Raw genomic sequence first — 23902 nt, forward strand, 5'->3', positions numbered from 1 at the left:
GAATGTCTACTGTAATTTGCGGCTCTCTGGCGTTTGACATCATCATGACTTTTGAGGGCCGCTTTTCCGAGCAGATCCTGCCTGACCAGTTGCACATTCTCAATGTGTCTTTTCTGGTGCCCTCCCTGCGCCGCGAGTTTGGGGGCTGCGCCGGTAACGTCGCTTACAGCCTGCGGCAGCTCGGCGGCACACCCTTGCCCATGGCCACGCTCGGTAGCGACGGCGCGGACTACCTGGCGCGCATGAAAAAACAGGGCATCAGCACCGAGTTTGTTCGTCAAGCCGGTGATGCGTATACCGCGCAGGCCATGATCATGACCGACCGCAACAATAATCAGATCACCGCTTTTCACCCGGGCGCGATGATGCAAGCGCACGTCTCCCGGATCGAGGCGCGCAGTGATATCAAGCTGGGCATGATTTCGCCGGACGGACGCGAGGCCATGCTGCAGCATGCCGAGCAGTTCAAGGCGGCTGACATTCCGTTTGTTTTTGATCCGGGCCAGGGCCTGCCCATGTTTGACGGCAGGGAACTCGCCCACTTTGTCGAACTGGCGAGCTGGGTGACCGTTAATGATTACGAAGCCAAAATGCTTTGTGACCGGACCGGCCTGTCTTGCGCTGAGATATCCCGGCGGGTGCAGGGCTTGGTGGTGACGCTTGGAGCCGAGGGTTCCGAGGTCTGGACCGGGGGCGATAAAACAGTAGTGCCGCCGATAAAAGTCGAGACGGTGATCGATCCGACCGGCTGCGGTGATGCGTTCCGCGGGGCGCTACTTTATGGGCTGGAGCAGGGTTGGTCGCTGCTGCGATGTGCCGCTCTGGGTAACCGTGTCGGCGCGCACAAGATTACCACCCGGGGCGGGCAAAACTACACACTAGGTGCTGCACAATTAAAAGAATAGCGCTTTCGGCATGGACGCTTGCTGCTATTTAATTAAGAGCAACTATTCTTTTTGGCTGATTTACTTGCTCAGCTTTGGCGCTGACTAGACGCGGCTCGCGCGCTAGCTGGCGGCGTAAGAAAATAGCCTCTACGTAAGAGCCCAACAAAAAAAGCCCGATATCTTGCGACATCGGGCTTCAAGCCGACAGACCTTGCTGTTTAAGGCTTGCTGGCTGTTGGAAACGGCCAGGCTGCTTGCGGGTTCAGCGTCGTTTGAGCCGCTGGAGTAGCCGCTAAAGCAGATGCTGGGGCAGCGGGTTTTTTCGCGGCTTTCTTGGCAGCGGGCTTTTTCGCAGCTTTCTTGGCGGCAGGCTTTTTCGCAGCAACTTTCTTTGTAGCCGCTTTCTTTACTACCTTTTTTGCAGCAGTACTTTTTGTAGCTACTTTTTTAGCAGCCGCTTTCTTAGCCGGTGCCTTTTTCGCTGCCACTTTTTTAGCAGAGGCTTTTTTGGCCGGTGCTTTTTTCGCCACTACTTTTTTCGCTACTGGCTTTTTGGCCGCTACTTTTTTAGCCGGCGCCTTTTTAGCAGGCGCTTTTTTCGCCGGTGCTTTTTTTGCCACTACTTTTTTAGCAGCCGCTTTCTTAGCCGGCGCTTTGGTAGCGATTACTTTTTTAGCCGGTGCTTTCTGGGGTGCAGCTTTTTTAGCTGCTGGTTTTTTCGCAGTTGCCATAGTTTTCTCCTTGATCACATTGCAAATTGCACTTCACGGCTGGAGTACGCGAAGCGATTCAAGGCGTTGGGCTGTCGGGTAACCGAGCCCAGCGCCGCGAACACAGGAGCAAAGCCCAACGCGCACTCTGCGGTGCTGGCATTGGTCATTGCAATTCTAGAAATCATTGTGGTGCGTCATTTGCACTTTTTTGCGTCCATCAATCCCAGGAAAGTGCACCACCGGACTGGTACTCAATCACGCGGGTTTCAAAAAAGTTGCGTTCTTTTTTCAGGTCGATCATCTCGCTCATCCAGGGAAATGGATTTTCCTCGTTGGGGAACAGAGTTTCAAGCCCAATTTGGGTGGCACGACGATTGGCAATGTAGCGAAGGTAGCCTTTGAACATGGAGGCATTGAGGCCCAGCACGCCTCTTGGCATGGTGTCCTCCGCATAGCGGTACTCCAGTTCAACTGCTTTCATGAACAGGTCCTTGATCTCCGCCTTGAACTCCGCAGTCCAGAGGTGTGGATTCTCCAGCTTGAGCTGATTGATTAAGTCAATGCCAAAGTTGCAGTGCATGGATTCGTCGCGCAGGATGTACTGGTACTGCTCGGCCGCGCCGGTCATTTTGTTTTGACGACCCAGCGCAAGAATCTGCGTGAAGCCGACATAGAAGAACAGGCCTTCCATCAGGCAGGCGAAAACGATCAGTGATTTGAGCAGGGTCTGGTCGGCTTCGGTCGTACCGGTTTTGAAGTTCGGATCGGAGATCACTGCAATGAACGGAATCAGAAACTGGTCTTTGTCCTTGATGGACTGCACCTCGTTGTAGGCGTTGAAAATCTCGCCCTCGTCCAAACCAAGCGACTCGGTGATGTATTGGTAGGCGTGCGTATGAATGGCTTCTTCAAAAGCCTGGCGCAGCAGAAACTGCCGGCATTCGGGCGCCGTGATGTGCCGGTATGTTCCGAGCACGATATTGTTGGCTGCGAGCGAGTCGGCAGTCGTAAAGAAACCCAGGTTGCGTTTGACCAGGCGGCGCTCGTCTTCGGTCAGGCCGTTCGGGTCTTTCCACAGCGCGATGTCGCGGGTCATGTTGACTTCCTGCGGCATCCAGTGATTGGCGCAGGAGGCGAGGTATTTTTCCCAAGCCCATTTGTATTTGAACGGTACCAGCTGGTTCACGTCAGTCTGACCGTTGATGATGCGTTTGTCAGACGCCTTGACGCGCGCTGGTTTGGCGGCTGGCACCGCGGCGGAGGTACTGGTTGTGATTGAAGTTTGGACCGGTGCGACAACCTCAGCCGATAAAAAAGCGTCGCTATGCGGCGTGAGCTCTTGCGCTAATGACTCCGGAGCGGAGGTAAAAGAAAGCGGCGGGAGTTCCATCGAGCGGCCGACGGGCGAGCTGCTGGAAAGAGATTTTTGCAATGATGGTTTGACTTCTTCGTCCCAGGTCAACATAGAGGTTTCCAATATTTTCTGATTATGAAAGCAGCGATAAGAAATGAAAAGTATTCATTCACATCGCTGCAAATTAGTGTTGCTCAATTGCACCGAATTGGGCAAGAAATTTCATCGCATGGTGCGTCTGTTTTTTTATTGGCATGCCTCGCAACCTGGGTCGTCGATTGCACAGAACTTGATGTCGGTTGCAGCGGATACATTCAACTGAACCTGTGCAGCAGAGGCCGCCGACTCCAACGCACTCATGCCGATGTTTGCCGCCTCGGTACCTGATGAAACAGCGTTGAGCTTGCCCGCTTTTACGGTTGATTTTTCGGCGTGTGTGGCCCCCATGGTGCGCAGGTAGTAAGTGGTTTTCAGTCCCCGCAACCAGGCGAGCTTGTAGGTGTCGTCGAGCTTTTTACCAGAGGCGCCAGCCATATAAATATTGAGCGACTGTGCTTGATCAATCCATTTCTGACGGCGGGCAGCGGCTTCTACGATCCACGAGGTTTCCACTTCAAAAGCGGTCGCATACAGCGCCTTGATGTCCTGGGGCACCCGATCTATCGGACGGAGGGAACCATCAAAGTGCTTGAGGTCCACAACCATTACCTCGTCCCACAGGCCCAAACGTTTTAGATCACGAACCAGATAGTCGTTGATCACCGTGAATTCACCAGACAGGTTGGACTTCACCGAGAGGTTGCCGAAGCAGGGTTCGATACAGGCATCTACCCCAATGATGTTGGAGATGGTGGCGGTCGGGGCAATCGCGACGCAGTTGGAGTTCCGCATGCCGTCGTGGGCAATTTTCTTGCGCAGAAGCGCCCAGTCCAAGGTGGTTGAACGATCCACTTCAACATAGCCACCGCGCTCTTGCGCCAGCATGTCCAGCGTGTCCAGAGGCAGGATGCCCTGGTCCCAGAGCGAGCCTTGGTAGCTCTCATACTTGCCACGCTCTTTGGCCAGCTCGGTGGACGCCCAATACGCGTGGTAGCAGACCGCTTCCATGGACGTGTCGGCGAATTCCACCGCCGCGTCCGATGCGTAGGGGACCCGCAGTTCATACAGGCAGTCCTGGAAGCCCATGATGCCCAGGCCGACCGGGCGATGGCGCAGGTTGGAGTTGCGTGCCTTTTCGACGGCGTAGTAATTGATGTCGATGACGTTGTCCAGCATCCGCATGGCGGTGGTGATGGTCTTTTTGAGCTTCTCCTGATCAATCGCGCCAGCTTTCAAGTGCTGGACCAGATTGACCGAGCCGAGGTTGCAGACGGCAGTTTCAGTCGCGCTGGTGTTGAGTGTGATCTCGGTGCAAAGATTAGAGGAGTGCACGACACCCACATGCTGTTGCGGGGAGCGGATATTGCAGGCATCCTTGAACGTAATCCACGGGTGCCCGGTCTCGAACAGCATCGACAACATCTTGCGCCACATGTCCGTGGCTTGCAGTTTTCGGGCCGGTCGCAGTTCGCCCCGCTCGGCCTGGGCTTCGTAAGCGGTGTAGATCTTTTCGAATTCCTGGCCGTACTTGTCGTGCAGGTCCGGGGTATCCGAGGGCGAGAACAGGGTCCAGGTGCCTTTTTCCATCACGCGGCGCATAAAGAGATCGGGAATCCAGTTGGCGGTATTCATGTCGTGCGTGCGGCGGCGATCATCCCCGGTGTTTTTGCGCAGTTCCAGAAATTCCTCGATATCGAGGTGCCATGTTTCCAGGTAGGCGCAGACCGCACCCTTGCGCTTGCCGCCCTGGTTGACCGCCACGGCAGTGTCGTTGACTACTTTCAGGAAAGGCACCACGCCTTGAGATTCGCCATTGGTACCCTTGATATGAGCGCCCATAGCCCGCACGGGCGTCCAGTCGTTGCCGAGGCCGCCAGCGAACTTGGACAGCAAGGCGTTTTCCTTGATGGCGTCGTAAATGCCACCCAGGTCATCGGCCACCGTGGTGAGGTAACAGGACGATAGTTGCGAGCGCAGTGTGCCCGCATTGAAGAGCGTCGGGGTGCTTGACATGAAGTCAAACGAAGAAAGTATTTCGTAAAACTCGATCGCCCGCTCTTCGCGGTTGCTCTCATTCAGAGAGAGTCCCATGGCCACGCGCATAAAAAAAGCCTGTGGTAGTTCAATGCGCTGCTTGCGTACATGCAGGAAGTAGCGGTCGAACAGAGTCTGCAGTCCGAGGTAATCAAACTTTAAGTCGCGCTCAGGCTTGAGCGCCGCACCTAAGCGCGTCAAATCAAACTGCTGAAGCTTTCCGTCGAGCAGTTCGTTCTGGACGCCTTTGGCGATGAACTCTGGAAAGTACTCGGCATACCGAATCGCCATGTCTTCCTGACTGACTTCTTCGCCCAGAACTTCCTTGCGGATGGTGTGCATCAGCAAGCGGGCCGTGACGTAGGTGTAATCAGGATCCTTTTCAATCAGGGTGCGGGCCGCCAGGATGGAAGCCTTGTAGACCTCCTCGATCGGAACGCCGTCGTACAGGTTGCGCATGGTTTCCGCAACAATCGGCTCGGCTTTGACCTCTGCGCCCAGATTGGCACAGGAAGCTTCAATCAGCGCCCGCAGGTTGCGGAGATCAAGCGCAACTTTTTTCCCGCCATCCATTACATGCAGCAATGGGGCATCAGGCGTTTGATTTTCCGTTTGACTGGCGCGTTCCTGAGTGCGTTTTTCTCGGTACAACACGTAAGCGCGGGCAATCTCATGGTGGCTTCCGCGCATCAGGCCCAGTTCAACCTGGTCCTGTACATCTTCGATGTGAAAGGTACCCCCGCTAGGACGCGAGCGCATCAAGGCACGAATGACAGTCTGGGTCAGGGTGTCGACCGTTTCGCGAACGCTTGCCGAAGCCGCGCCTTGCGTGCCATGCACGGCCAGAAAGGCTTTCATCATGGCCACGGCGATCTTGCTGGGTTCGAATGGCACCACGGCGCCATTGCGGCGAATGATCTGGTACTGAGAGAAAGGGTTGGCGGGTACGTTGATATCGTTATGTTCGAGAACGTTGGATGGAGCGGACACCGCGTGTTGTGCTGTTTGCATGGTTTCCTCTTTTGTTGTGCTTGACGACCGGCTTGCGGTTTGAATCTGATGGGTGGCCTGGCGTAATTTTTGGACCGTAGGAAGACTAATTTTCTCTTTGGCTCAACGTTTCATTTCAGCGCTTGAATCGATGATTTTTATCAAACCAGGATTTGGTCTTAGACACTATACCTAGGGTGCTGATGTAATACAAGCCACTACCCCTAGTGTATCGCCGTCTAAAGTTCAGTGTTACTTTTTCAGATTTTTTTGCGCTGGTTTGGACGCCTCATGCGGCTGGTTTACCGATCAACCAAACAGGCGTGAAACCCTGATTAAATCGGGCACCGGCAAGCCAAACTGCGCGCTGGCGCGACTTCCCACCGATTTCCTGCGGTCAACGCCTGCCAGCGTTGGAGTAGTCAAAAAATAGCCGGCGTTTTTCAGCCGTAAGGTGCGTCCGAATGCAAGGCTTGCTGAACTGATGCCGATCAGCTGATTGCGGGAAAATACCTAGCAGGTAAAGCCAGCGAACGTTGCAACAAAGGCCAGTCAAAACCTGCGCCGGGGTCCCGCTTGCGCCCTGGAGCGATATGTTCGTGCCCGGCAATGTGCGCAATCGGGTAGGCCTGAAGCAGCGCGGCTGACAGTCCTGCCAGCGTCTCGTATTGAGGTGCTTCAAACGTGCCGCCCTCCAGGCCTTCGAGCTCGATGCCGATGGAATCGTCATTGCAATTCTTTCGCCCCCGGTAGCTCGACTCCCCGGCGTGCCAAGCCCGCTCGCCACAAGCCACAAATTGCCACAACGCGCCTAAGCGTGTGATAAAAAAGTGCGACGATACCTCAAAACCCTTAATGCTCTGAAAGTAAGCGTGGGCTTCCCAGTCCAGTTGATTGATGAAGAGGCGCTGCACGTTGCCATTGTCAAACTCCCCCGGCGGGAGGCTGATGGAGTGGATGACGATGAGATCAATTTGCGCGCTGGCAGGGCGCGGCCCGTAGTTTGGCGACGGGAGCAGGCGCGCATATTGGTACCAGCCATCCCGCCATAAGGCCGTGCTAACGGAAATGCCGTGGCATTCAGGCGGGGTCATCGGAGGCGTCATCGTTGCTCGGTGTCTCGATGTTCAGACGTGCAATGCGATAGCGGATCTGGCGCAGGCTCATACCCAGCCTCGAAGCCGCCGCCGTTCGGTTAAAGCCGGTTTCCTGTAATACCTTTGACAGGATACTTCGCTCCTGCTGGTCCAGGAAATCCTGAAGATTTTCCGGGACGGCCACATAACTTTCGAGTGGCGCATCAAAATGCAAGTCACCGCCGTCACCAAGTGCCACCGCGCGGTGCAGGATATTTTCCAGCTCCCGTACATTGCCGTTGAAGGGCCGCGCGCACAGGCGCTCCATCACGGCGCCCGTCAGCTCGGGCAGGTTGAAACCGGACTCCTGACAAATTTTTGAAAGCAGAGCGGTACAGAGCGCGGGCAAGTCTTCGCGCCGTTCGCGCAGCGGGGGCACGACAATTTCAATCACGTTAAGGCGGTAATATAAATCCTGGCGGAAACTTCCCGCCAGTACCTCCGCCGCCAGGTCTTTGTGCGTTGCGCTGACAATGCGCACGTCAACCGCCTCTTCCTGCGGAGAGCCCAAAGGCCGCACCGCGCGCTCCTGAATCGCACGCAGCAGTTTGGATTGCATGGCCAGCGGCAAGTCGCCAATTTCATCAAGGAACAGCGTGCCATTTTTGGCCGCCTGGAAATAGCCTTCCCGGTCTTGCGCCGAGCCTGTATAGGCCCCTTTACGTGCGCCAAAAAATTCTGCTTCCAGCAAGCTTTCGGGAATCGCACTGCAGTTCACCGCAACAAACGGTCCGGCTGCCCGGTGGCTGCAACCATGCACTGCGCGCGCGACCAGCTCTTTACCAGTGCCCGATTCGCCCTGTATCAAAACAGGCGCCATGCTGCCGGCCACTTTGACAATGCGCGACTTGACGGCCTGCATGGCAGGCGATTCGCCCACCAGCTTTTGCAACAGCACGGAAGCATTGCCCGATGGGAGCGCTGTTGATTTGAAAGGTATCGGCGCGGCAAGCCCCGCGTCAGGCCCCGATTCGATTCGATTGCCCTTGGCGGTTAGCTCCAGACTTTTGGTGCCTTGGATCGCTGACGCGATCACGCTACGGAACTGCTTGAGGTCCACGGGTTTGGTGAGATAGTCAAAGGCCCCGGCTTTGAGGGCCTCTACTGCATTTTCCGCAGAGCCGTGCGCGGTTATCACCACGCAGCGTTCCGGTCGCTGCTGGGTCATCATGTCGCGCAGCAGTTCAAGCCCCAGCCCGTCGGGCAGGCGCATGTCGGTGATGACCGCATCGAAGCGATGTTCCTTAAGTTGCTCGCGCGCCTGCAGCAGATCGCCAGCAGCTTCCACCCGGTAACCCTCCCTGAGTAGCGTTAGCTCGTAGAGGGTGCGTAGATCCGGCTCATCATCGATGACAAGGATGTGGGCGGGTTTGTGGGAGGGCACTGGCAGGCTCCTGGTCTCAGATAACGAGGGTCTCAAAAGAGGGCGTACGGGGATTCAAGGGCTGCGAAGCCGGCCTGAACAAGATAAAAAATTCATTGCCTTCGATGCTTGTGCGCAGTGCGCGCTGGTAGCTAATCAGGGCGCCGTGGCGTTCGCACAGCTCCCTGCAGATATAGAGGCCGAGCCCGCTAGAGCGGCTTTCCGAAGAGAAGAAGGGTTCGAACAGGTGTGTCTGGACCGTTTTTTCCAGGGGTGGACCATCGCTCCATACGGCCAGCCGCACTTGCCCCGACGCCATCATCTCCGTACTTACTTCAATCGCATGGGCTGAAATACTGGCGTAACGCAAAGCATTGTCCAGCAGGTTGATCATAAGACGCCGCAAGTGCTCCGCCTCAAACCACACCGTTGTATTTGCCGAGTCTGCCGTCACGTGCATCCGCTGTGATGCCGTGGCTTGAACGGCCCAGTCTGCCACGATGCGGACGAGCGCATCATCCAGTCTTAACGTGGTTGTTTGAGGCGTGGTTATTTGCTCCTGGGCTCTTGAAATGTCCAGCACTTCTTCAACAATTTTGTTCAATCGCTGCGCGTTTTGCTTGACCAGGGTGGTCAGCTGCAGGTGACCGGCATCCTTCAGGTCTTCTTCCAGCAAGGCGTTGGCTTGCGAAATGGCTGCCAGCGGGTTTCGGATTTCGTGGGCCACCGCTGCCGACATGCGTCCCATGGCCGCCATTTTTTCGGTACGCACACGCGCTTCCATTTCTCGCAGGTCCTCGAGAAACATCACACACAGGCTTTCATGCGTGTTGCTTTGAGAAGCGGCAAGGCGCGTACGCACGCGGAGCCGCCTGGCGTTGTGGGCCGGATATTCAACGCTGATGTCGGCCTCTTGGGGCGACTTCAGGGCGAACGTGCGGCGCATCAGTTCGGCCAAAGGGTGCCAGGCGGCTTCCGCGGCGAGCCCGAAAGGGGTGGTGTGAAAAGCCTCCCGCGTGGCCAGCAAGCGCCGGGAAGCCGGGTTGGCGGAACGCACCATGCCGTTGACATCGACCACCAAAACGCCGTCGGCCAGCGCATCAACCACCAGTTCATTGACCAAGACTTGCATTCGCGCAGCGGACTGGCTGGTCTTGGCCCGCTGCTCTTCCCGTGCCAGCCGCAGGGCCAGTTGGTTAGCCAGAAGCGCCACCAGAAAAAACCCAAAGCCGCTCAGGCCAGCCTGCAAAAAGCGCGCGTTTAAATCTCCAGGCACTTGCAGGAAATTCCACCAGGCGTCGGCAAGCAGCAGCAGCGTCACGCTGGCAGCCGTACCGAAAGCCAGCAAAATCGGCCCGAGTACCGAGGACAACAGCACCGGCAGTGCAAACAGGGGGGTGTAACTAATTCCACCTGATTGCAGAGAATTCAGTGCGGAGAACGTGACGATATCGACGCCGACCGTTGCCAGCCATTGCGCATCAAACGTGCTGCCGGGTGGGTAAGGCCGGCCCCACAATCGCACCGCCAGCGTGGCGCACAGGTAAACAATGCAGATGGCGAAAGACCACCGATCAGCCGTATGACCCAAGGCATAGACGAACGCCTGCAGGACCACCAGCACGCTGGCAATCGTGACGCGGGCCGTCATAAAAACACGCCAGAGACGGCCAAAAGCGCCTAACTCGGGAGCGACCTCCCAAGCCCCGGAATTTCTCTTCGCAGATTCCAGCCAAGCGTGGACTTTTGGCGGCATTTAGCCTTTGGCCTCGCGGCGATGCGCATCACTGCAATAGATCCCTTTAGGACCGATCAGGGCGTCAGACCGTGGCAGATGGACGTGGCAGAAGTCGCAGGCCACCATCTCCATGACCTCGCTTTCCCGGCTTGAAGGCGCGCGGGAGCGAGCACCGGCCGCCTCATTTCTTTCGGCCTGCCGGTTGTTGCGCCAGAGCCAGAAAACGATCAGCACGATCGCGATGATCAGTAGGTACTTCATGGCCGTTTCAAGATAACTTCAAGTACAAAACTCGAGCCGATATAGCCGAGTAACAGCAGTCCCGAACCCAGGTACAGCACGCGAACAGCCTTGAGACCGCGCCAGCCGAGCCGGGCACGCCCGACCAGCAAACCCGCGAAGGTCAGCCAAGCCAGCACGGAAAATACCGTTTTGTGGTTCAACTTCCAAGCTAGACCGGGCCCGTAAAGTGTCTCGGCAAATACCCAACCCACCAGCAAACTCGCTGAAAGCAATAAAAACCCCGCTTCAACAAAGCGAAAGGTGAGACGTTCCAGTGTCAGCAGCGGTACGCCGCTGTCCGTTTGCGACGCCAATCGGATCGCGCGTTCGGACCGGGTCATCAGCCAGCCGTGCACCACTGCTGCGGCAAACAGCCCATAGGAAGCAATGCCCAAAGCCCAGTGCAGAGGAAGCCAGGGCGACGCAACCATCTGGTAATTGGTGCCGGGGAAAATGAGCGGCAGGATGACCGCGAAGCTGCCCAGCCCGGTTAGTGCCCAATGCGGCTGAAGCTGCGGGAACAAGCGGCTTTCAATTGCATAGACGGCCAACACCAACCAGACCGTCATGGACAGCGCAGGTGCAAAACCAAAACGGGGGGGGACGCCCAGCAGGCCGTTGGCCAATGTCAAGGCGTGCAGTAACCAGGCCGCCAGCAACACGCCGCGAATGCTGCGGGAACCCAGGCGGGAGGCGGCCAGCGCAACTACCGCATAGGCTGTGGCGGCAGCTGCCGCTGGCACAAACCCCCACCAGTCGTTCAAAGCTAAAATCATCTCTAGAGTTTAGCCTTTAGTCAGGTCTTTCACGACCTTTTTGCGCTCCTCGCGGAGCTCCACCCCTCCCACTTCCCGGACCCCACAGATGGCTTCAGCCCTTACCGACAAGTTATCCCGCCTCGTCAAGGAAATGCGCGGTCAGGCCCGCATCACCGAAACTAACGTTCAGGAAATGCTGCGCGAGGTACGTATGGCCCTGCTGGAGGCCGACGTGGCGCTGCCGGTGGTGCGCGACTTCATCGCCCGCGTTAAAGACAAGGCGCTGGGCCAAGAGGTGATGGGCTCGCTTTCGCCGGGCCAGGCGCTGGTGGGAATTGTCAACCGTGAGCTGGCAGCGACCATGGGCGAAGGCGTCAGCGACATCAATCTGGCGGCGCAACCGCCTGCGGTTATTTTGATGGCCGGCTTGCAGGGCGCGGGTAAAACCACCACCACGGCCAAGCTGGCCAAGTACTTGATTGAAAAGCGCAAGAAAAAAGTGCTGACAGTGTCGGGTGACGTTTACCGGCCTGCCGCGATTGAGCAGCTTAAGGTGGTCACTAGGCAAGCCGGAGCGGAATGGTTTCCGAGTACACCGGATCAAAAGCCCGTCGATATTGCCAGAGCCGCTATCGATTACGCGCGCAAGCATTTTTTTGACGTCCTGCTAGTCGATACGGCAGGCCGCCTCGCCATCGACGAAGTCTTGATGAATGAGATCAAGGAGTTGCACGCGGTTCTAAATCCGGTCGAAACGCTGTTTGTGGTCGATGCCATGCAGGGCCAGGACGCGGTCAATACCGCCAAGGCGTTCAAGGACGCGTTGCCGCTGACCGGCATCATCCTGACCAAAACGGACGGCGATTCTCGCGGCGGCGCGGCGCTGAGTGTGCGGCAGATTACCGGCGCCCCGATCAAGTTTTCGGGTACCAGTGAAAAACTGGACGGGCTGGAAGTATTTGATGCCGAGCGGCACGCCAGTCGAATTCTGGGAATGGGCGACATCGTCGCGTTGGTCGAGCAGGTAGCCGCCGGGGTCGACATCGCTGCGGCGCAAAAGCTGGCCGCAAAAATAAAGTCTGGTGACGGCTTTGACCTGAGTGATTTTCTAAGCCAGCTTCAGCAAATGAAAAACATGGGCGGGCTCTCCAGCCTGCTCGAAAAGCTGCCGACGCAAATGGCGGCCAAGGCCGGTCAGATTGACATGGGGAAGGCTGAAAAAGACATCAAGCGCAAGGAAGGCATCATTCAGAGCATGACGCCGTTGGAGCGCCGCAAGCCTGAATTGATCAAAGCCACCCGTAAGCGGCGCATCGCGGCCGGTTCAGGCGTGCACGTTCAGGAAGTTAACCGTCTGCTGAAAGAATTTGAGCAAATGCAGTCCATGATGAAAAAGATGAAGGGCAGCGGCATGATGAAGATGATGAAGCGCATGGGCGGCATGAAAGGCATGCCGAAGTTCTAAAAGGCTTTTGTTTATTACAAAGGGAAGTTGGCTTAATAAGTAGAGGGTGTAGCTAACGATTAAAAATATCGCAGCTACACCAGAGCCTTCAGAGGGATCTCAGCTTAGGCTTGGCCAACTTGCTGGCGTGCAGCCAAGCGCGGCGCAACACGGCAGGGGACCTGGTCTCTTCCGGAATTAGCAAGTAGTGCTGGGCGCGCATCGCCGTGCCGACGCCCACCTTGCTGGTGACTACCGTCATTGGAATGGCCAGCAGCAGGGGCAAACCCACGGGTACCAGCCAAACCAGCGCGCGCGCATCAATCATCGCAATGCCGACCGCCAGAAGCAATACCACTCCGCTCATGGGGGCCAGTTGCTCCAGCGCATGACGCCACGGTACGGCTGCCGCTTCGCGCGGAGGTGATTTCCATTCCAGCTTGAGTCCGGTCAGAGCGACCGCGACAAACAGTGAGTGGGCCAGCATGCGGATCGGCGCCTGCAAGAGGGCAATCAATGTTTCCAGAAGTGCGCTACGCAGCAAGCTGCCGGTGCCACCGTATGCCTGTTGCTGACGATTGATCAGCACGGCTGCAATACCCAGAATACGCGGCAAAAATAGCATGCACAGCGTCCATGCCCAGAGCGACACAAGCTCGCTGGGCAGCAGCGCCCAGTCGGTCATCATGGGCGAACCCGACAGCCACAGGGCCGTCCCGAGTGTCAGGAAACACAGCCACAGCGGCGCTGACAGGTAAGCCATGGCGCCCGTGCCGAACATGGAGCGGTGCACCGGATGAAGTCCAGGCTCGGCAATCAACCGCGAGTTTTGCAGGTTGCCTTGGCACCAGCGACGGTCGCGCTGCAGCTCAGCCAACAGGTCGGGCGGTTGCTGCTCATAGCTGCCCACCAGATCGGCGACCAGCCAGACGTGGTAGCCTGCGCGGCGCATCAGCGCGGCTTCGACAAAGTCATGCGACATGATGCTGCCAGACATGCCGCCCGTGCCTTTTATGCGTGCCAGCGCGCAGTGTTGCATGAAGGGCTCGATGCGGATGATGGCGTTGTGGCCCCAATAGTGCGACTCGCCCATCTGCCAGAACTGCATGCCCAGCGTGAAGAGGCGACCGGTGACGCGTGAGGCGAACTGTTGCGCCCTGGCATGCAGCGTGACATGACCGATGGCCTGGGTTGCGGTCTGGATGATGCCGGCCTTAAGGTTGGCTTCCATCAGCTTGACCATCGAAACCAGGCAGTCGCCACTCATCACACTGTCGGCGTCCAACACCACCATGTAGCGGTAGTCTTTGCCCCACCGGCGGCAGAAATCAGCGACATTGCCTGACTTGCGGTCGGTGCGACGCTTGCGCAGGCGGTAATACACCTCGATTTGCGGCTGGTCGGGCTGGCTAGCCAGTTCAACCCGCAATTCTTCCCACGCGGTGCGCTCGGCTTTCTGGATCTCCGGGTTGTTGCTGTCAGACAGCACAAACACGTCGAAGGCCTGCACATGGCCGGTTACCGCGACCGATTCGCAGGTTGCGCGCAAGCCGGCAAATACCGTGCGCACATCTTCGTTGCAGATGGGCATGATGATGGCAGTCCGAGTGGCGGCGTTTAGCGTATCGTGCTGGACCTTTTTGGCCGACAAAGCGTGCGCATCGCCGCGTATCGTCACATAAAACCCCATCATGGCCGTCATGAAACCTGTGACCACCCAGGCAGATAGCAATGCAAACAGGGCGATCTGGCCATACTGCAGCCAGGCGCTGTGGTAATTGGGTTGCACATCGGCAAAAAGACTGGTGGCGAGTGCCGTGCTGATGACGGTTAGCAGCACAAAAACAGCGCGGCGGCGTTCTGCGGCATATTGCCAGGGTTCAAGCGTTTCAGCGGTCGCTGGTTGTAAAGGCGGCGCCGAGCCCGTCAGCCTGGCGATCGGCAGCAGGGCCGCTGTGCCAATGCTGTTCCAGAAGCCACGCCACTGACGCGGCACCATGGAACCGCGATGGAGCGGCGGTGCGGTGACCGCATTGGGGTGGCGTTCTTCGCGCAAGAGGTTGCGCCGGCTCAGGGTGTGATCAGATTGGTCCATGTTTCGGTCAGGGTGTTGTTGTCGTGTTGGAGAAAGGCGCGCAGCTCTATCGGCTGGGCCGGTTGACTTGAATTGTTCAATCGCTGGACGCGTAAGGTCATGCGCCAAGCGCCTGTGGCGGGGTTGCGGTAAGCCAGGCTTTCCGTGACGCGGGCGTTGGCGCTGGCCGTCACGACGGCCTCTACCTTCGCGTCTTCTGACAAGGCGCTAAGCGCGGGGCCAGAAAAATCGATGACGAACTGGATTTGTTGGCTTAGTCCCTCGGCGCCAAGCTTTGAGTAGCCCGTGCCGCGGCGCGATTGCGTGACCCATCCGTTGGGCGGCAATTGCTGGTTTTTTCCTTGCCAGGCAATTTGGTAGGCAAAGTCAAAAGACTGACCCGGTACAGGCATTTTTTCCGGAACCCAGTAGGCCGCCACGTTGTCGTGGGTTTCGTCGGGCGTTGCAAACTGGAGCAGTTCGACGCGTCCGGCGCCCCACTCGCCCAAGGGGGTTACCCAAGCACTCGGGCGGAGTTCATAGCGTGCTTCGGTGTCTTCATAGCTGTTAAACGCCCGGTCGCGCTGCATCAGGCCAAAGCCCTTCAAACTCTTCATGGCGAATGACGTGACCAGCGGTGACGCGGGATTTTGCAGCGGGCGCCACAGCCATTCACCTTCGCCCGTGGCGATCATCAATCCGTCCGAGTCGTGCACTTTCGGGCGGAAGTCCCCGGGCCGGGGCTGGTTCTCGCCAAAGAAGAACATGCTCGTCAGCGGAGCCAACCCCAGCGTTGCCACAGGGCTTTCCGAGGCGCGCATGAAGATGCGGGCATGCACTTCGGTGATGGTCTGCTCGCCCGGCTTGATATCGAAGCGGTAGGCGCCCGTCAGGTGCTGCGAATCCATCAAGGCGAAGACAGTGAGCTGTTGGGCGCCGGGCGCGGGCTGTTCCAGCCAGAAGTCGGTGAAGCGGGGAAACTCTTCCGGCCCGGCGCCTACGGTGTTTACCGCCAGGCCTCGGGCCGACAGACCATAGCGTTGACCCGCTCCCAGCGCCCTGAAATAACTGGCGCCTAAAAAGACAATCAATTCGTCTTTATAGGTGGCCGAGTTCAGATTGCTGAAGGCCCTCAGCCCTCCGTAACCGAGGTCTCCCCAGCTCTCGGGCGCGACTTTGTTTTTTCCAAAGTTGAACTTGGAAGGGTCATAGGGGACGGGCTTCACACCCTCGGGCGTAATCTCGTGAATCCGGACGGAGTCCCCATGCGGCCCGACATGGAAAAAGTTGGCCTCGTAAGGTAGCTGCTTGCCACCCCACAGTGCGCTGTCCCGGTTGAAACGGATGTCGCGGTAACCGTCATAGTCCAGCTTTGCGAGTTCAGCCGGGACCGTGGCGGGGGCGGCCTGGAACGACGTCTGGGCGTGTTGACGAGCGAGTCCGGCAACGTCTTCAAGGCTCCACGCGTGGGCTTGACCGTTGCCCAGAGCCAGTAAGCTGAAGCACGCCAGGGTCGCGAATCGAGTTCTGGACGCAAGCGCGAGGGTATCGGCAAAAAGGCGAAAAAAAGCTGGCATCGCATGACTAGGGCAAACCCTGTGCCAGCTTTTAAAAATGTATGAAAATCAACAGCTTGGAACGATTTCTACCTTCCAACTGAGAAAAGATCAGGACGTTTTAGAAAATACCAGTCGTAAAACGGCTTTTTTGTCGCCAGACAGCGACAGAAATTTGGTGTGAAATTACTAATTCTTTTTAAATCAACGGCTTAGGGGTGTCGCCGGGGAGCGACTCAATGGGACGGCGCGGAGGGGTTATCGGCCTTGAAATGGCCTGGCGTCAGGCTGTGCTTTTGCATCAAGCGATAAAACTCGGTACGGTTGCGGTCGGCCAAGCGGGCAGCGTCGGCCACATTTCCGTCGGTCAACTTGAGCAGACCCACCAGGTAGTCTCGCTCAAACTGCTGTTTGGCCTCGGCAAAGGTGAGCACCTGTACGCTCGGGGAGCGCAGGGCGCGCTGAACCAAGGCCAGCGGCACCAACGGGGTAGTCGACAAGGCGCAGACCTGCTCCACCACGTTATAGAGTTGGCGCACATTGCCTGGCCAGGCGGCGGTAGTCAGCGATTTGAGGGCTTCAGGCGCGAAGCCGCTCAGGCGCTTGTCATATTTTCCGGCCAGCTGGTGCAGGAAATGATTCGCCAGCAGCGGAATATCTTCGCGGCGCTCCGATAACGGCGGTAGCGTCAACGAAACAACGTTTAGCCGATAGTAAAGGTCGGCACGAAACAAGCCCTCTTCCATGGCGACATCCAGATCGCGGTGGGTCGCCGAGATGATGCGTACATCCACGGGAATGGACTGGCTGGCCCCCAAAGGCCTGACCTCTCGCTCCTGCAGCACGCGCAGCAGCTTGACCTGCAACGCGAGGGGCATGTCGCCGATTTCGTCAAGCAGCAGGGTGCCCCCGTCCGCCGCCTGAAAAAGTCCCTTGTGATTTGCCACCGCGTCGGTAAAGGCGCCCTTGACGTGGCCAAACAGTTCAGACTCAAGTAACGCCTCTGGAATGGCACCGCAGTTGACGGCGATGAAGGGCTTGTTGGCGCGTGCGCTGGCGTGGTGAATCGCCTGAGCCAACAACTCCTTGCCGGTACCGCTTTCGCCGCGTAGCAGTACGCTGGCGTCCGAGTACGCGACCATTCGCGCCTCGGCCAGGGTTTCGGCCATGCGGCTGGATCTGCTGATGATGTGCGTTTGCCAGGCCTCCGGGCTGCCTCGCTCGGCTGAGTGGGCGGGGGCGCTCAACGACAGGGCCTGGGCAATCTTCTCAAGCAGCCCCTTGCCGTCAAAAGGTTTGGTCAGATAAGTGAACACGCCGCGCTCGGTGGCCTTCACCGCATCGGGAATGGTGCCATGGGCAGTCAACAAGATAACGGGCAGCGATGGATGCTGCGCCCGAATGTCGTCAAATAGCGCCAGTCCGTCCCGGCCGGGAAGTCGAACATCGCTGAGTACCAGCTGGGGCCGTTCGATATGAAGCTGGGTCAGCGCCGCCTCCGCAGAAGTGACTGCGGTCACCCGGTAACCGGCCGCTGTGAGTCGAATGGTGAGTAGGCGCAGCATGTCTGCGTCGTCATCGACGACCAGCAGATAGGGTGCGGGCGGGGTGGACGAATCGGTCATGGTATTTTGGGGTGCGTACGATTCGCTGCGGGCGCCGGTGCGGCGGGCGGGCGGCTTGTCAGGCTGCGTTCAATCGCCTTGAGCGCCTCCAGTCTCTCATGGGTTTGATCCAGCTTGCGCTGTAGGTCATGCAGTTGTTGGGTTTGCCTTTCTAGCTGTTCTTCGAGCCGGCGCTGATCCCCGTAACGGGCTGCCAGCAGGCGGGCTAGCGGGTGCAGCGCCTGAGCCTCGGCGCTGGCATTGCCAAGCACGCGGCCCAGAAGTTCCTGTGCGCGCAACAGTTCCGGCAATTGCATCGACTGACTGAGGACCAGCGCCAGCTGAAGTTGCCCGACGGGGGTAGCTACGTCGCCAAGCCGCGCGGCTTCTTGGGCCAGTTGGGCGGGCGGCAGCAAGCGAATCCGGTCTGCGAAGGCCAGCAGGGTGGCGGTGGCATCGGCTCTGGGCAAAACCAGCAGGTTGGCCGCAGGCTGGCTCGGGCGAGGGGGGCTGACCTCTACGTCGGTGGAGGCCTGCTCAGGGTCGGGAGAAGGCTGGGTGGCCAGCCCTTGGGTGCCCGCCTTGGCAACTGGGCTGGCAGGGACGGCGCCGCAGCCGGACAGCACGGCCGCGGCAGCCAACAGGCAGCAGAGAACGCGGATTGAAAAAAGATCAGGGTTTGGAAACATGGGGAAGCTCAATTCTGAAGTGTGCGCCAGGTTGGTCCGGAAGCAGCTCGATACGCCCGCCGTGGGCGGCGATGTATTCGTGCACGATCGACAGCCCAATGCCGCTGCCGCGTGGCATGCCGGTCGGTTGGCGTTCGCCCCGGTAAAACGGCTCAAAAATCCGTAATCGATCGGGCAGGGCCACGCCGCTGCCCTGGTCGTGAATGTCGATGCGTGCTACGCCCGGCAATCGGCTCAGTTCCAGCCGGATCAGGCCATTGAGCGGTGAGTAACGGATGGCGTTGGACAGCAGGTTGGCAAGCGCAGTGCCGATTTTTTCGGGGTCCACCTCCAATTTGAGCGGCTCGCCGACGACGCTCACGGACAGTTCTCGCGCGCGCCATTGCAGGCGTTGGGCGTCGACTTGATCCTCAATGAGGTGCAGCAGGTCGACGGTCTGCCGGTGCAGCTGGCGGGCCTCGAACGCCGCCGTGTTGAAGCGGAGCAGGTCTTCAATCTGACCTTGTAGTACGCCGGTGTTGTGCCTGAGGATTTGCGCGATTTCACGCTGATCCGGACTCAGGGTCCCTGCCACACCATCTTCCAGCAACGACACGCCTTCTCGCAGCGATGCCAGCGGTGTTTTGAGCTCATGCGAGATATGGCGCAGAAACCGCGATTTGTCGGCATCGAGCTCTGCCAGCCGCAGGCGCAGCCAGTTCAGCCGTTGGCCGACCAATACCAGATCGGCCGGTCCTTCAATCGAAATAGCCTCATCCAGCCGGTTCTCTCCAAGGCCCACGATAGCGTTTTCTAGGCGCTTCAGAGGGAGCGTGAACCACACGCCGAAAGCCAGCGCCATGACAACGGCCAGCACGATGGCTCCGATCACTTGCTGCGCCAAATGTTTGCGGCTGGTTTCCAGCTTGCCGGCCAATGATTTGTTGCGCTGCTGGATGGTTTGCTGCACCTGCACGGTGATTGCGGCATTCAAGCCTTCCAGTTCGCGAAATTGCAACGCCAGTTGCCGTTCCCTCTCGATCGCGGTGTCGGGCTCGCCCGTGAGCAGATTGCCAATGGTTTGCAGGCGAGTGCGCCACTGTTGCGCGCGGGCCGCAGGTATTCCTTCCGTAGCCAGTTTGGTCAAAATAGCGGCAGCGTCGCGCGCGTCATCGCCAAAGCGTTTGCGCAGCACCCGGTCATCCAGTACGACCGACTGTCGCGAGCTGCGTTCCATCGAGATGCTGCGCTCGTTCAGTGACTGAGCCGCTTCACTCAGTTCAAGCGAACGGGCTGCGTTGTCGCGGCTTTCCAGCGTGAGATCTTCCAGCGAGAAGAGAGCGCGCAGCGAGGCGGCACCGAGCAAAGCGGCAATCAACAGAAAAGCGATGACCAGCAGTTGCCGAAAGGAAAAGCGTTCCAGCATGTGCGCGGTCCGCGGGATCACGCAGACCGCCTCAGACCAGCACGGCGGCGTCCCGGGTCAGGACTTCGCCTCGTAGTGACCGCTGCGTAGCGTGTGTAATGGTGAGGTCGAGCATCTGACCGATCAGCCGCGGCTGGCCCTTGAAATTGACCACGCGGTTGCATTCGGTACGGCCCATTAACTCAGTAGCGTCCTTGCGCGACGCGCCTTCGACCAGAATACGCTGCACAGTGCCTAAGCGGCTTGCGCTAATGGCGCGCACGCTGACGTCGATGGTGGCTTGCAAATGCTGCAGGCGTTTGAGCTTGACCTCGTGCGGCGTATCGTCCGCCAGGTTGGCGGCGGGCGTGCCGGGCCTCGGACTGAAGATAAAGCTGAAGGAGGTGTCATAACCCACCTCCTCAATTAAGCGCATCATTTTGTTGAAATCTTCTTCGGTTTCGCCCGGGAAGCCCACGATGAAGTCACTGCTCATGGCAAGGTCGGGACGGATCGCGCGCAATTTGCGAACCGTGCTTTTGTACTCCATCGCCGTGTAGCCACGCTTCATCGCCATGAGAATTCGGTCTGAACCGTGTTGCACTGGCAGGTGCAAGTGATTGACCAGTTTGGGCAATTTGCCATAGGCCTCGATCAGGCTTTGCGTGAATTCATTCGGGTGACTGGTGATATAGCGAATTCGCTCAATTCCCGGAATGTCAGACACATATTCCAGCAACGTCGCAAAATCAGCTATTTCTGCGGTGCCCCCCATGAGACCTCGGTAGGCATTCACATTCTGACCGAGCAGCGTGACCTCTTTGACGCCTTGATCGGCCAGGCCAGCGACCTCGACCAGCACGTCTTCAAAAGGCCGCGAGACCTCCTCGCCCCGGGTGTAGGGGACGACGCAGTAACTGCAGTATTTGGAGCAGCCTTCCATGATGCTGACAAAAGCGCTTGCGCCTTCAACCCGGGCCGGTGGCAAATGATCAAATTTTTCGATTTCAGGAAAGCTGATATCAACCTGCGGCTTGCCCAGGCGGGCGCGCCGGTCGAGCAGTTCCGGCAGGCGGTGGAGCGTCTGGGGGCCAAACACCACGTCGACATAAGGCGCGCGTTGAATGATGGCTGCGCCTTCTTGGCTGGCAACGCAGCCACCCACCCCGATAAGCACACCTTTTTCCTTCAAATGCTTAACGCGGCCCAGGTCGCTGAATACTTTTTCTTGCGCCTTCTCGCGAACTGAGCAGGTGTTGAACAGGATCAGATCGGCCTCGTCGATGTTCTGGGTGGGCTCATAGCCTTGGGCCACATTGAGCACGTCCGACATCTTGTCCGAGTCGTACTCGTTCATTTGGCAGCCGAACGTTTTTATAAAGACTTTTTTACTCATGATTAGCTAATTAATGGATAGAACCTCGGCAAAATCAAGAAGCGGCCAGAGGTCTATTTGATACTTGAGCCAAATCGCTATCAAGGCTGGTAAGCCGGCAGTTGTTCGAAGGGGGTCTTACCATCGTCGGTAGGCGCTGTTGTTGCATCACTGCCGAAGTTGAAAAGGGAGGTCGTGGCGTTGGGCCGCTTTTCCCGGGCTTCTTCGCTGTTAAGTATCCATACCTGGTGAACCTGGCCGAGGGGTTCACGCAGATAGTTCACCACCAGGTTCTGATTTACAAGCGCCCCCGACAGCACTAGAAAATTATTCGGGTCGCGTATGCGCGAGCCCACCGACAGTCGGTCAGGCTTGCCGTCGATGGAAATCAGGGGAGGAGCGATCACCACCATCTCGCCGCGAAGGGCGGCTGGAGGAAACTTTCGGACATTGAGGTTGATCTCGCTGGTCTGCGCGCGGGAAACCGAGCTAAAAAGGCTGGCGGATGCTGGCAGCAGGGTCAATGCAATCATCCAGTGGGATGCGCAGCGGTTCATGGTGTGTGTCCAGAGGCTGTGAAAAAATTCAGCCCCAAAGTGTACCCGCAGAACCCCGCTAACGGTTTTGGATCGCGTTGGAAATCGCTTCGGTGATCGTCGCCTGCAGATTCAGTCCCCTCAGCAGGCCGAGGCCATTGGTGCTCCCCTGAATCACGGTCTGCGCGCGGATGGTCTGGTTATTCAAAGTGTTCTGAATGTACGTGGCCAGCGGAATCACCAGTGCACCCGGCGCCACAGTGTTGCCGGGACCATTCTGAACAACTTGCGTTTGTGCGGAGATTTGCTGACTCAGTACGGCCGCCTGCGCTGGCGTGAACTTGCTGATGTCGCCCAATTGGAACGATGTGGTGGTGACCAGTTGGTCGTTGATGTAAACCGCTCGGCTGATGCCGAACGACACGACAAGACCAGCGCCCAGATCGAAGCCGCCGCGCAGTTTGTCCAAAGTGCGATCGCTCGCTGCCAGCCACACCGCACCGTCCGGTGGCAGCGGTTGGTTTTGGGCGTGACTGACGCTGGCCAACAGCACGCCGCACAGGCCGACGAGTTGCCAGCGCCACCGCTTGGTCGCACTAGGCAGACGGAATAGGTGATTCATCAGAAGTCTCCCGGGCCAAGGTTGGACATCGTCACGTTAGACAGGCCATCCCGATTGACTCCCGCGGAGAGTGGTGCCTGGGGCGCCACGCGCCAGTCTGCCGCCAAGTTAAATCGCGCGGAGTCCATCCGGTTGTGAATGACAAACAGCAGGCGACTCTGCCAATTGGCCTCAAATGCTTTTAGCGGCATCGCGCGCGTCCCGTTCGCAGGATCGCCAATCAGCACCCGGTCGCCGCGCAGTCCTTTAACCACTACAAAATGTTGGTAGCCGTTCTCGTTAATCAACACAATGGCGGGAACGCGCGCTTCCGCAAGTTTGGCCAGCGGCTGTTCGAAACCGTCAGCCTCGAAGCCCTGCGCCTGCAGGTATCGCTTCATATCGAGCAGGGAAAATCCTTCTCGCCGGATTTTTGGCTGGTCGCCGTAGCGGTACATGTATTCGAAAACCGTACTCTCTGACACCGGATAGCCGTAATGGTGGGTTAATAGCGTGGCCAAGGCAGCCGAACCGCAACTGAAGTCATATTGCTGTAACAGCGTCCCCGCCATGCGTGCCTGCCGGATGCTCGTTACGGGCAGGAATACGTCGCCGGCGCCAAGAGACGGCAGATAGTTCTGTTGCGCCCCAGCCGGTGTGGCCATGCAAGCCGTGAGAACTAAAGACAACAGGCAACGCATGAGAGGCTCCGGTCAATTCATCTGCAGGTGCAAAATAACAGCGTTTTGAATCAATACGTTGGCACCGGAATTCTGGATGACCAACGGTATTCCGCTCATATTGGAAAACGCGCCAGCGCTGATGGAATTATTGCCGGTGGCCAAATTGACGGCTGTATTGTTGGCGGTCGTGCCGGTGAGTTGCATGTCGTTTTGCACGAGGTCACTGCCACCGCGGTAGCCGTCCAGCGAGGCAGTCTCAACTGGTTTGTCGAACCAGTCGCCGTGTGAATTGGCAGCTACAGCGCTTGGTGGCACCGGTGACGTCTGTGCGGTGACCTGGGCTGGCAGCGCAATGACTAACGCCGCGCAAGCGAGCCCGAAAATATTAAGTAGTTTCATTTTTCCCCCTTCAATGGGCGTTAGCCGCTGGCCGACACCGACACCGACACCGACACCGACACCGACACCGACACCGACACCGACACCGATCTCGGCACGAGGGCCTGGATCGATGTCGGCTGGAAGCTTACTTGCCGACTGCCAAGTTGGCCTGCACGTTTACGCTTTGCTGAACCAGCGACGAAATGCCGCTGTTCTGGCTC

At 58.1% G+C, this 23902-nt stretch carries 22 protein-coding genes; 2 read left to right on the top strand and 20 right to left on the bottom strand.

Annotation, left to right across the window (positions count from 1 at the left end; translation table 11 throughout):
- Positions 1–2 precede the first annotated feature (2 nt).
- The gene (locus tag HHJ16_RS14905) at positions 3–905 is read left to right on the top strand and encodes a carbohydrate kinase family protein (RefSeq protein WP_296901824.1); all 903 of its coding nucleotides are present in this window, start codon (positions 3–5) and stop codon (positions 903–905) included.
- A gap of 200 nt (positions 906–1105) precedes the next feature.
- On the opposite strand, the gene HHJ16_RS14910 is transcribed toward HHJ16_RS14905, so the two are convergent.
- From HHJ16_RS14910 to ccsA, 9 genes are all read right to left on the bottom strand, one after another.
- Positions 1106–1618: a histone H1-like DNA-binding protein gene (locus HHJ16_RS14910; protein ID WP_296901826.1), complete on the bottom strand. Its 513-nt coding sequence runs from the start codon at positions 1616–1618 to the stop codon at positions 1106–1108.
- Positions 1619–1632: 14 nt separating this feature from the next.
- Positions 1633–1785, bottom strand: a complete 153-nt coding sequence (locus tag HHJ16_RS14915; protein WP_296901828.1) for a hypothetical protein — start codon at positions 1783–1785, stop codon at positions 1633–1635.
- A gap of 32 nt (positions 1786–1817) precedes the next feature.
- Positions 1818–3065 carry a ribonucleotide-diphosphate reductase subunit beta gene (locus HHJ16_RS14920; protein ID WP_296901830.1) on the bottom strand — a complete coding sequence of 416 codons (1248 nt, stop codon included), beginning with the start codon at positions 3063–3065 and terminating at the stop codon, positions 1818–1820.
- A gap of 135 nt (positions 3066–3200) precedes the next feature.
- On the bottom strand, positions 3201–6098 hold the full coding sequence (locus tag HHJ16_RS14925) for a ribonucleoside-diphosphate reductase subunit alpha (protein WP_296901832.1): 2898 nt from the start codon (positions 6096–6098) through the stop codon (positions 3201–3203).
- Between the two features lie 470 nt (positions 6099–6568).
- Complete coding sequence (gene ampD, locus HHJ16_RS14930; protein ID WP_296901833.1) at positions 6569–7171, bottom strand: 1,6-anhydro-N-acetylmuramyl-L-alanine amidase AmpD; 603 nt, start codon at positions 7169–7171, stop codon at positions 6569–6571.
- Positions 7158–8597: a sigma-54 dependent transcriptional regulator gene (locus HHJ16_RS14935; protein ID WP_296901835.1), complete on the bottom strand. Its 1440-nt coding sequence runs from the start codon at positions 8595–8597 to the stop codon at positions 7158–7160. The genes ampD and HHJ16_RS14935 overlap by 14 nt, the downstream gene beginning before the upstream one ends.
- Before the next feature lie 16 nt (positions 8598–8613).
- Positions 8614–10332 (bottom strand): ATP-binding protein, encoded by a 1719-nt coding sequence (locus HHJ16_RS14940; RefSeq protein ID WP_296901837.1) that lies wholly within the window; start codon positions 10330–10332, stop codon positions 8614–8616.
- The gene (locus HHJ16_RS14945; RefSeq protein WP_296901838.1) at positions 10333–10575 is read right to left on the bottom strand and encodes a PP0621 family protein; all 243 of its coding nucleotides are present in this window, start codon (positions 10573–10575) and stop codon (positions 10333–10335) included. It abuts the gene before it with no gap.
- Positions 10572–11372 carry a cytochrome c biogenesis protein CcsA gene (ccsA, locus tag HHJ16_RS14950; RefSeq protein ID WP_296901839.1) on the bottom strand — a complete coding sequence of 267 codons (801 nt, stop codon included), beginning with the start codon at positions 11370–11372 and terminating at the stop codon, positions 10572–10574. The genes HHJ16_RS14945 and ccsA overlap by 4 nt, the downstream gene beginning before the upstream one ends.
- An 88-nt stretch (positions 11373–11460) precedes the next feature.
- Between ccsA and ffh the strand changes: the two genes are divergently transcribed.
- Positions 11461–12819 carry a signal recognition particle protein gene (gene ffh / locus HHJ16_RS14955; RefSeq protein ID WP_296901840.1) on the top strand — a complete coding sequence of 453 codons (1359 nt, stop codon included), beginning with the start codon at positions 11461–11463 and terminating at the stop codon, positions 12817–12819.
- Positions 12820–12907: 88 nt separating this feature from the next.
- Here ffh and mdoH read toward each other — a convergent pair whose 3' ends face one another.
- The 11 genes from mdoH to HHJ16_RS15010 form a co-directional block, all read right to left on the bottom strand.
- Complete coding sequence (gene mdoH / locus HHJ16_RS14960; protein WP_296901841.1) at positions 12908–14893, bottom strand: glucans biosynthesis glucosyltransferase MdoH; 1986 nt, start codon at positions 14891–14893, stop codon at positions 12908–12910.
- Entirely contained in the window at positions 14869–16449 is a 1581-nt protein-coding gene (locus HHJ16_RS14965) for a glucan biosynthesis protein G (protein ID WP_296901842.1), read from the bottom strand. Before HHJ16_RS14965 ends, mdoH begins: the two co-directional genes overlap by 25 nt.
- A 215-nt stretch (positions 16450–16664) precedes the next feature.
- A complete protein-coding gene (locus HHJ16_RS14970; RefSeq protein WP_296901843.1) occupies positions 16665–18053 on the bottom strand; it encodes a sigma 54-interacting transcriptional regulator in 1389 nt (462 codons plus the stop codon).
- On the bottom strand, positions 18050–18721 hold the full coding sequence (locus HHJ16_RS14975) for a hypothetical protein (RefSeq protein WP_296901844.1): 672 nt from the start codon (positions 18719–18721) through the stop codon (positions 18050–18052). The genes HHJ16_RS14970 and HHJ16_RS14975 overlap by 4 nt, the downstream gene beginning before the upstream one ends.
- A complete protein-coding gene (locus tag HHJ16_RS14980; protein WP_296901876.1) occupies positions 18705–20126 on the bottom strand; it encodes an ATP-binding protein in 1422 nt (473 codons plus the stop codon). Before HHJ16_RS14980 ends, HHJ16_RS14975 begins: the two co-directional genes overlap by 17 nt.
- A gap of 31 nt (positions 20127–20157) precedes the next feature.
- Positions 20158–21501: a tRNA (N6-isopentenyl adenosine(37)-C2)-methylthiotransferase MiaB gene (gene miaB / locus HHJ16_RS14985; RefSeq protein ID WP_296901846.1), complete on the bottom strand. Its 1344-nt coding sequence runs from the start codon at positions 21499–21501 to the stop codon at positions 20158–20160.
- Positions 21502–21581: 80 nt separating this feature from the next.
- Positions 21582–22037 (bottom strand): hypothetical protein, encoded by a 456-nt coding sequence (locus HHJ16_RS14990; protein WP_296901848.1) that lies wholly within the window; start codon positions 22035–22037, stop codon positions 21582–21584.
- 58 nt (positions 22038–22095) lie between these two features.
- Complete coding sequence (locus tag HHJ16_RS14995) at positions 22096–22638, bottom strand: hypothetical protein (protein WP_296901850.1); 543 nt, start codon at positions 22636–22638, stop codon at positions 22096–22098.
- Positions 22638–23318 (bottom strand): C39 family peptidase, encoded by a 681-nt coding sequence (locus HHJ16_RS15000; protein ID WP_296901851.1) that lies wholly within the window; start codon positions 23316–23318, stop codon positions 22638–22640. Before HHJ16_RS15000 ends, HHJ16_RS14995 begins: the two co-directional genes overlap by 1 nt.
- 12 nt (positions 23319–23330) lie before the next feature.
- The gene (locus HHJ16_RS15005) at positions 23331–23699 is read right to left on the bottom strand and encodes a hypothetical protein (RefSeq protein ID WP_296901853.1); all 369 of its coding nucleotides are present in this window, start codon (positions 23697–23699) and stop codon (positions 23331–23333) included.
- A 20-nt stretch (positions 23700–23719) separates the two neighbouring features.
- A partial coding sequence (locus tag HHJ16_RS15010; protein WP_296901854.1) for a hypothetical protein occupies positions 23720–23902 on the bottom strand: 183 nt, incomplete at its 5' end.

The sequence above is a fragment of the Polaromonas sp. genome (assembly GCF_012927485.1).
GTDB lineage: Bacteria > Pseudomonadota > Gammaproteobacteria > Burkholderiales > Burkholderiaceae_C > Polaromonas.

Bases quoted from the DNA above. Each gene is read 5' to 3' on its own strand.
- HHJ16_RS14970 (WP_296901843.1), bottom strand. From the start codon at position 18,053: ATGACCGATTCGTCCACCCCGCCCGCACCCTATCTGCTGGTCGTCGAT.
- HHJ16_RS14990 (WP_296901848.1), bottom strand. From the start codon at position 22,037: ATGAACCGCTGCGCATCCCACTGGATGATTGCATTGACCCTGCTGCCA.
- miaB (WP_296901846.1), bottom strand. From the start codon at position 21,501: ATGAGTAAAAAAGTCTTTATAAAAACGTTCGGCTGCCAAATGAACGAG.
- HHJ16_RS14980 (WP_296901876.1), bottom strand. From the start codon at position 20,126: ATGCTGGAACGCTTTTCCTTTCGGCAACTGCTGGTCATCGCTTTTCTG.
- HHJ16_RS14945 (WP_296901838.1), bottom strand. From the start codon at position 10,575: ATGAAGTACCTACTGATCATCGCGATCGTGCTGATCGTTTTCTGGCTC.
- HHJ16_RS14915 (WP_296901828.1), bottom strand. From the start codon at position 1,785: ATGATTTCTAGAATTGCAATGACCAATGCCAGCACCGCAGAGTGCGCG.
- HHJ16_RS15000 (WP_296901851.1), bottom strand. From the start codon at position 23,318: ATGCGTTGCCTGTTGTCTTTAGTTCTCACGGCTTGCATGGCCACACCG.
- HHJ16_RS14920 (WP_296901830.1), bottom strand. From the start codon at position 3,065: ATGTTGACCTGGGACGAAGAAGTCAAACCATCATTGCAAAAATCTCTT.
- HHJ16_RS14975 (WP_296901844.1), bottom strand. From the start codon at position 18,721: ATGTTTCCAAACCCTGATCTTTTTTCAATCCGCGTTCTCTGCTGCCTG.
- ffh (WP_296901840.1), top strand. From the start codon at position 11,461: ATGGCTTCAGCCCTTACCGACAAGTTATCCCGCCTCGTCAAGGAAATG.
- HHJ16_RS14995 (WP_296901850.1), bottom strand. From the start codon at position 22,638: ATGAATCACCTATTCCGTCTGCCTAGTGCGACCAAGCGGTGGCGCTGG.
- HHJ16_RS14910 (WP_296901826.1), bottom strand. From the start codon at position 1,618: ATGGCAACTGCGAAAAAACCAGCAGCTAAAAAAGCTGCACCCCAGAAA.
- HHJ16_RS14925 (WP_296901832.1), bottom strand. From the start codon at position 6,098: ATGCAAACAGCACAACACGCGGTGTCCGCTCCATCCAACGTTCTCGAA.
- HHJ16_RS14905 (WP_296901824.1), top strand. From the start codon at position 3: ATGTCTACTGTAATTTGCGGCTCTCTGGCGTTTGACATCATCATGACT.
- ccsA (WP_296901839.1), bottom strand. From the start codon at position 11,372: ATGATTTTAGCTTTGAACGACTGGTGGGGGTTTGTGCCAGCGGCAGCT.
- mdoH (WP_296901841.1), bottom strand. From the start codon at position 14,893: ATGGACCAATCTGATCACACCCTGAGCCGGCGCAACCTCTTGCGCGAA.
- HHJ16_RS14940 (WP_296901837.1), bottom strand. From the start codon at position 10,332: ATGCCGCCAAAAGTCCACGCTTGGCTGGAATCTGCGAAGAGAAATTCC.
- HHJ16_RS14965 (WP_296901842.1), bottom strand. From the start codon at position 16,449: ATGCCAGCTTTTTTTCGCCTTTTTGCCGATACCCTCGCGCTTGCGTCC.
- ampD (WP_296901833.1), bottom strand. From the start codon at position 7,171: ATGACCCCGCCTGAATGCCACGGCATTTCCGTTAGCACGGCCTTATGG.
- HHJ16_RS15005 (WP_296901853.1), bottom strand. From the start codon at position 23,699: ATGAAACTACTTAATATTTTCGGGCTCGCTTGCGCGGCGTTAGTCATT.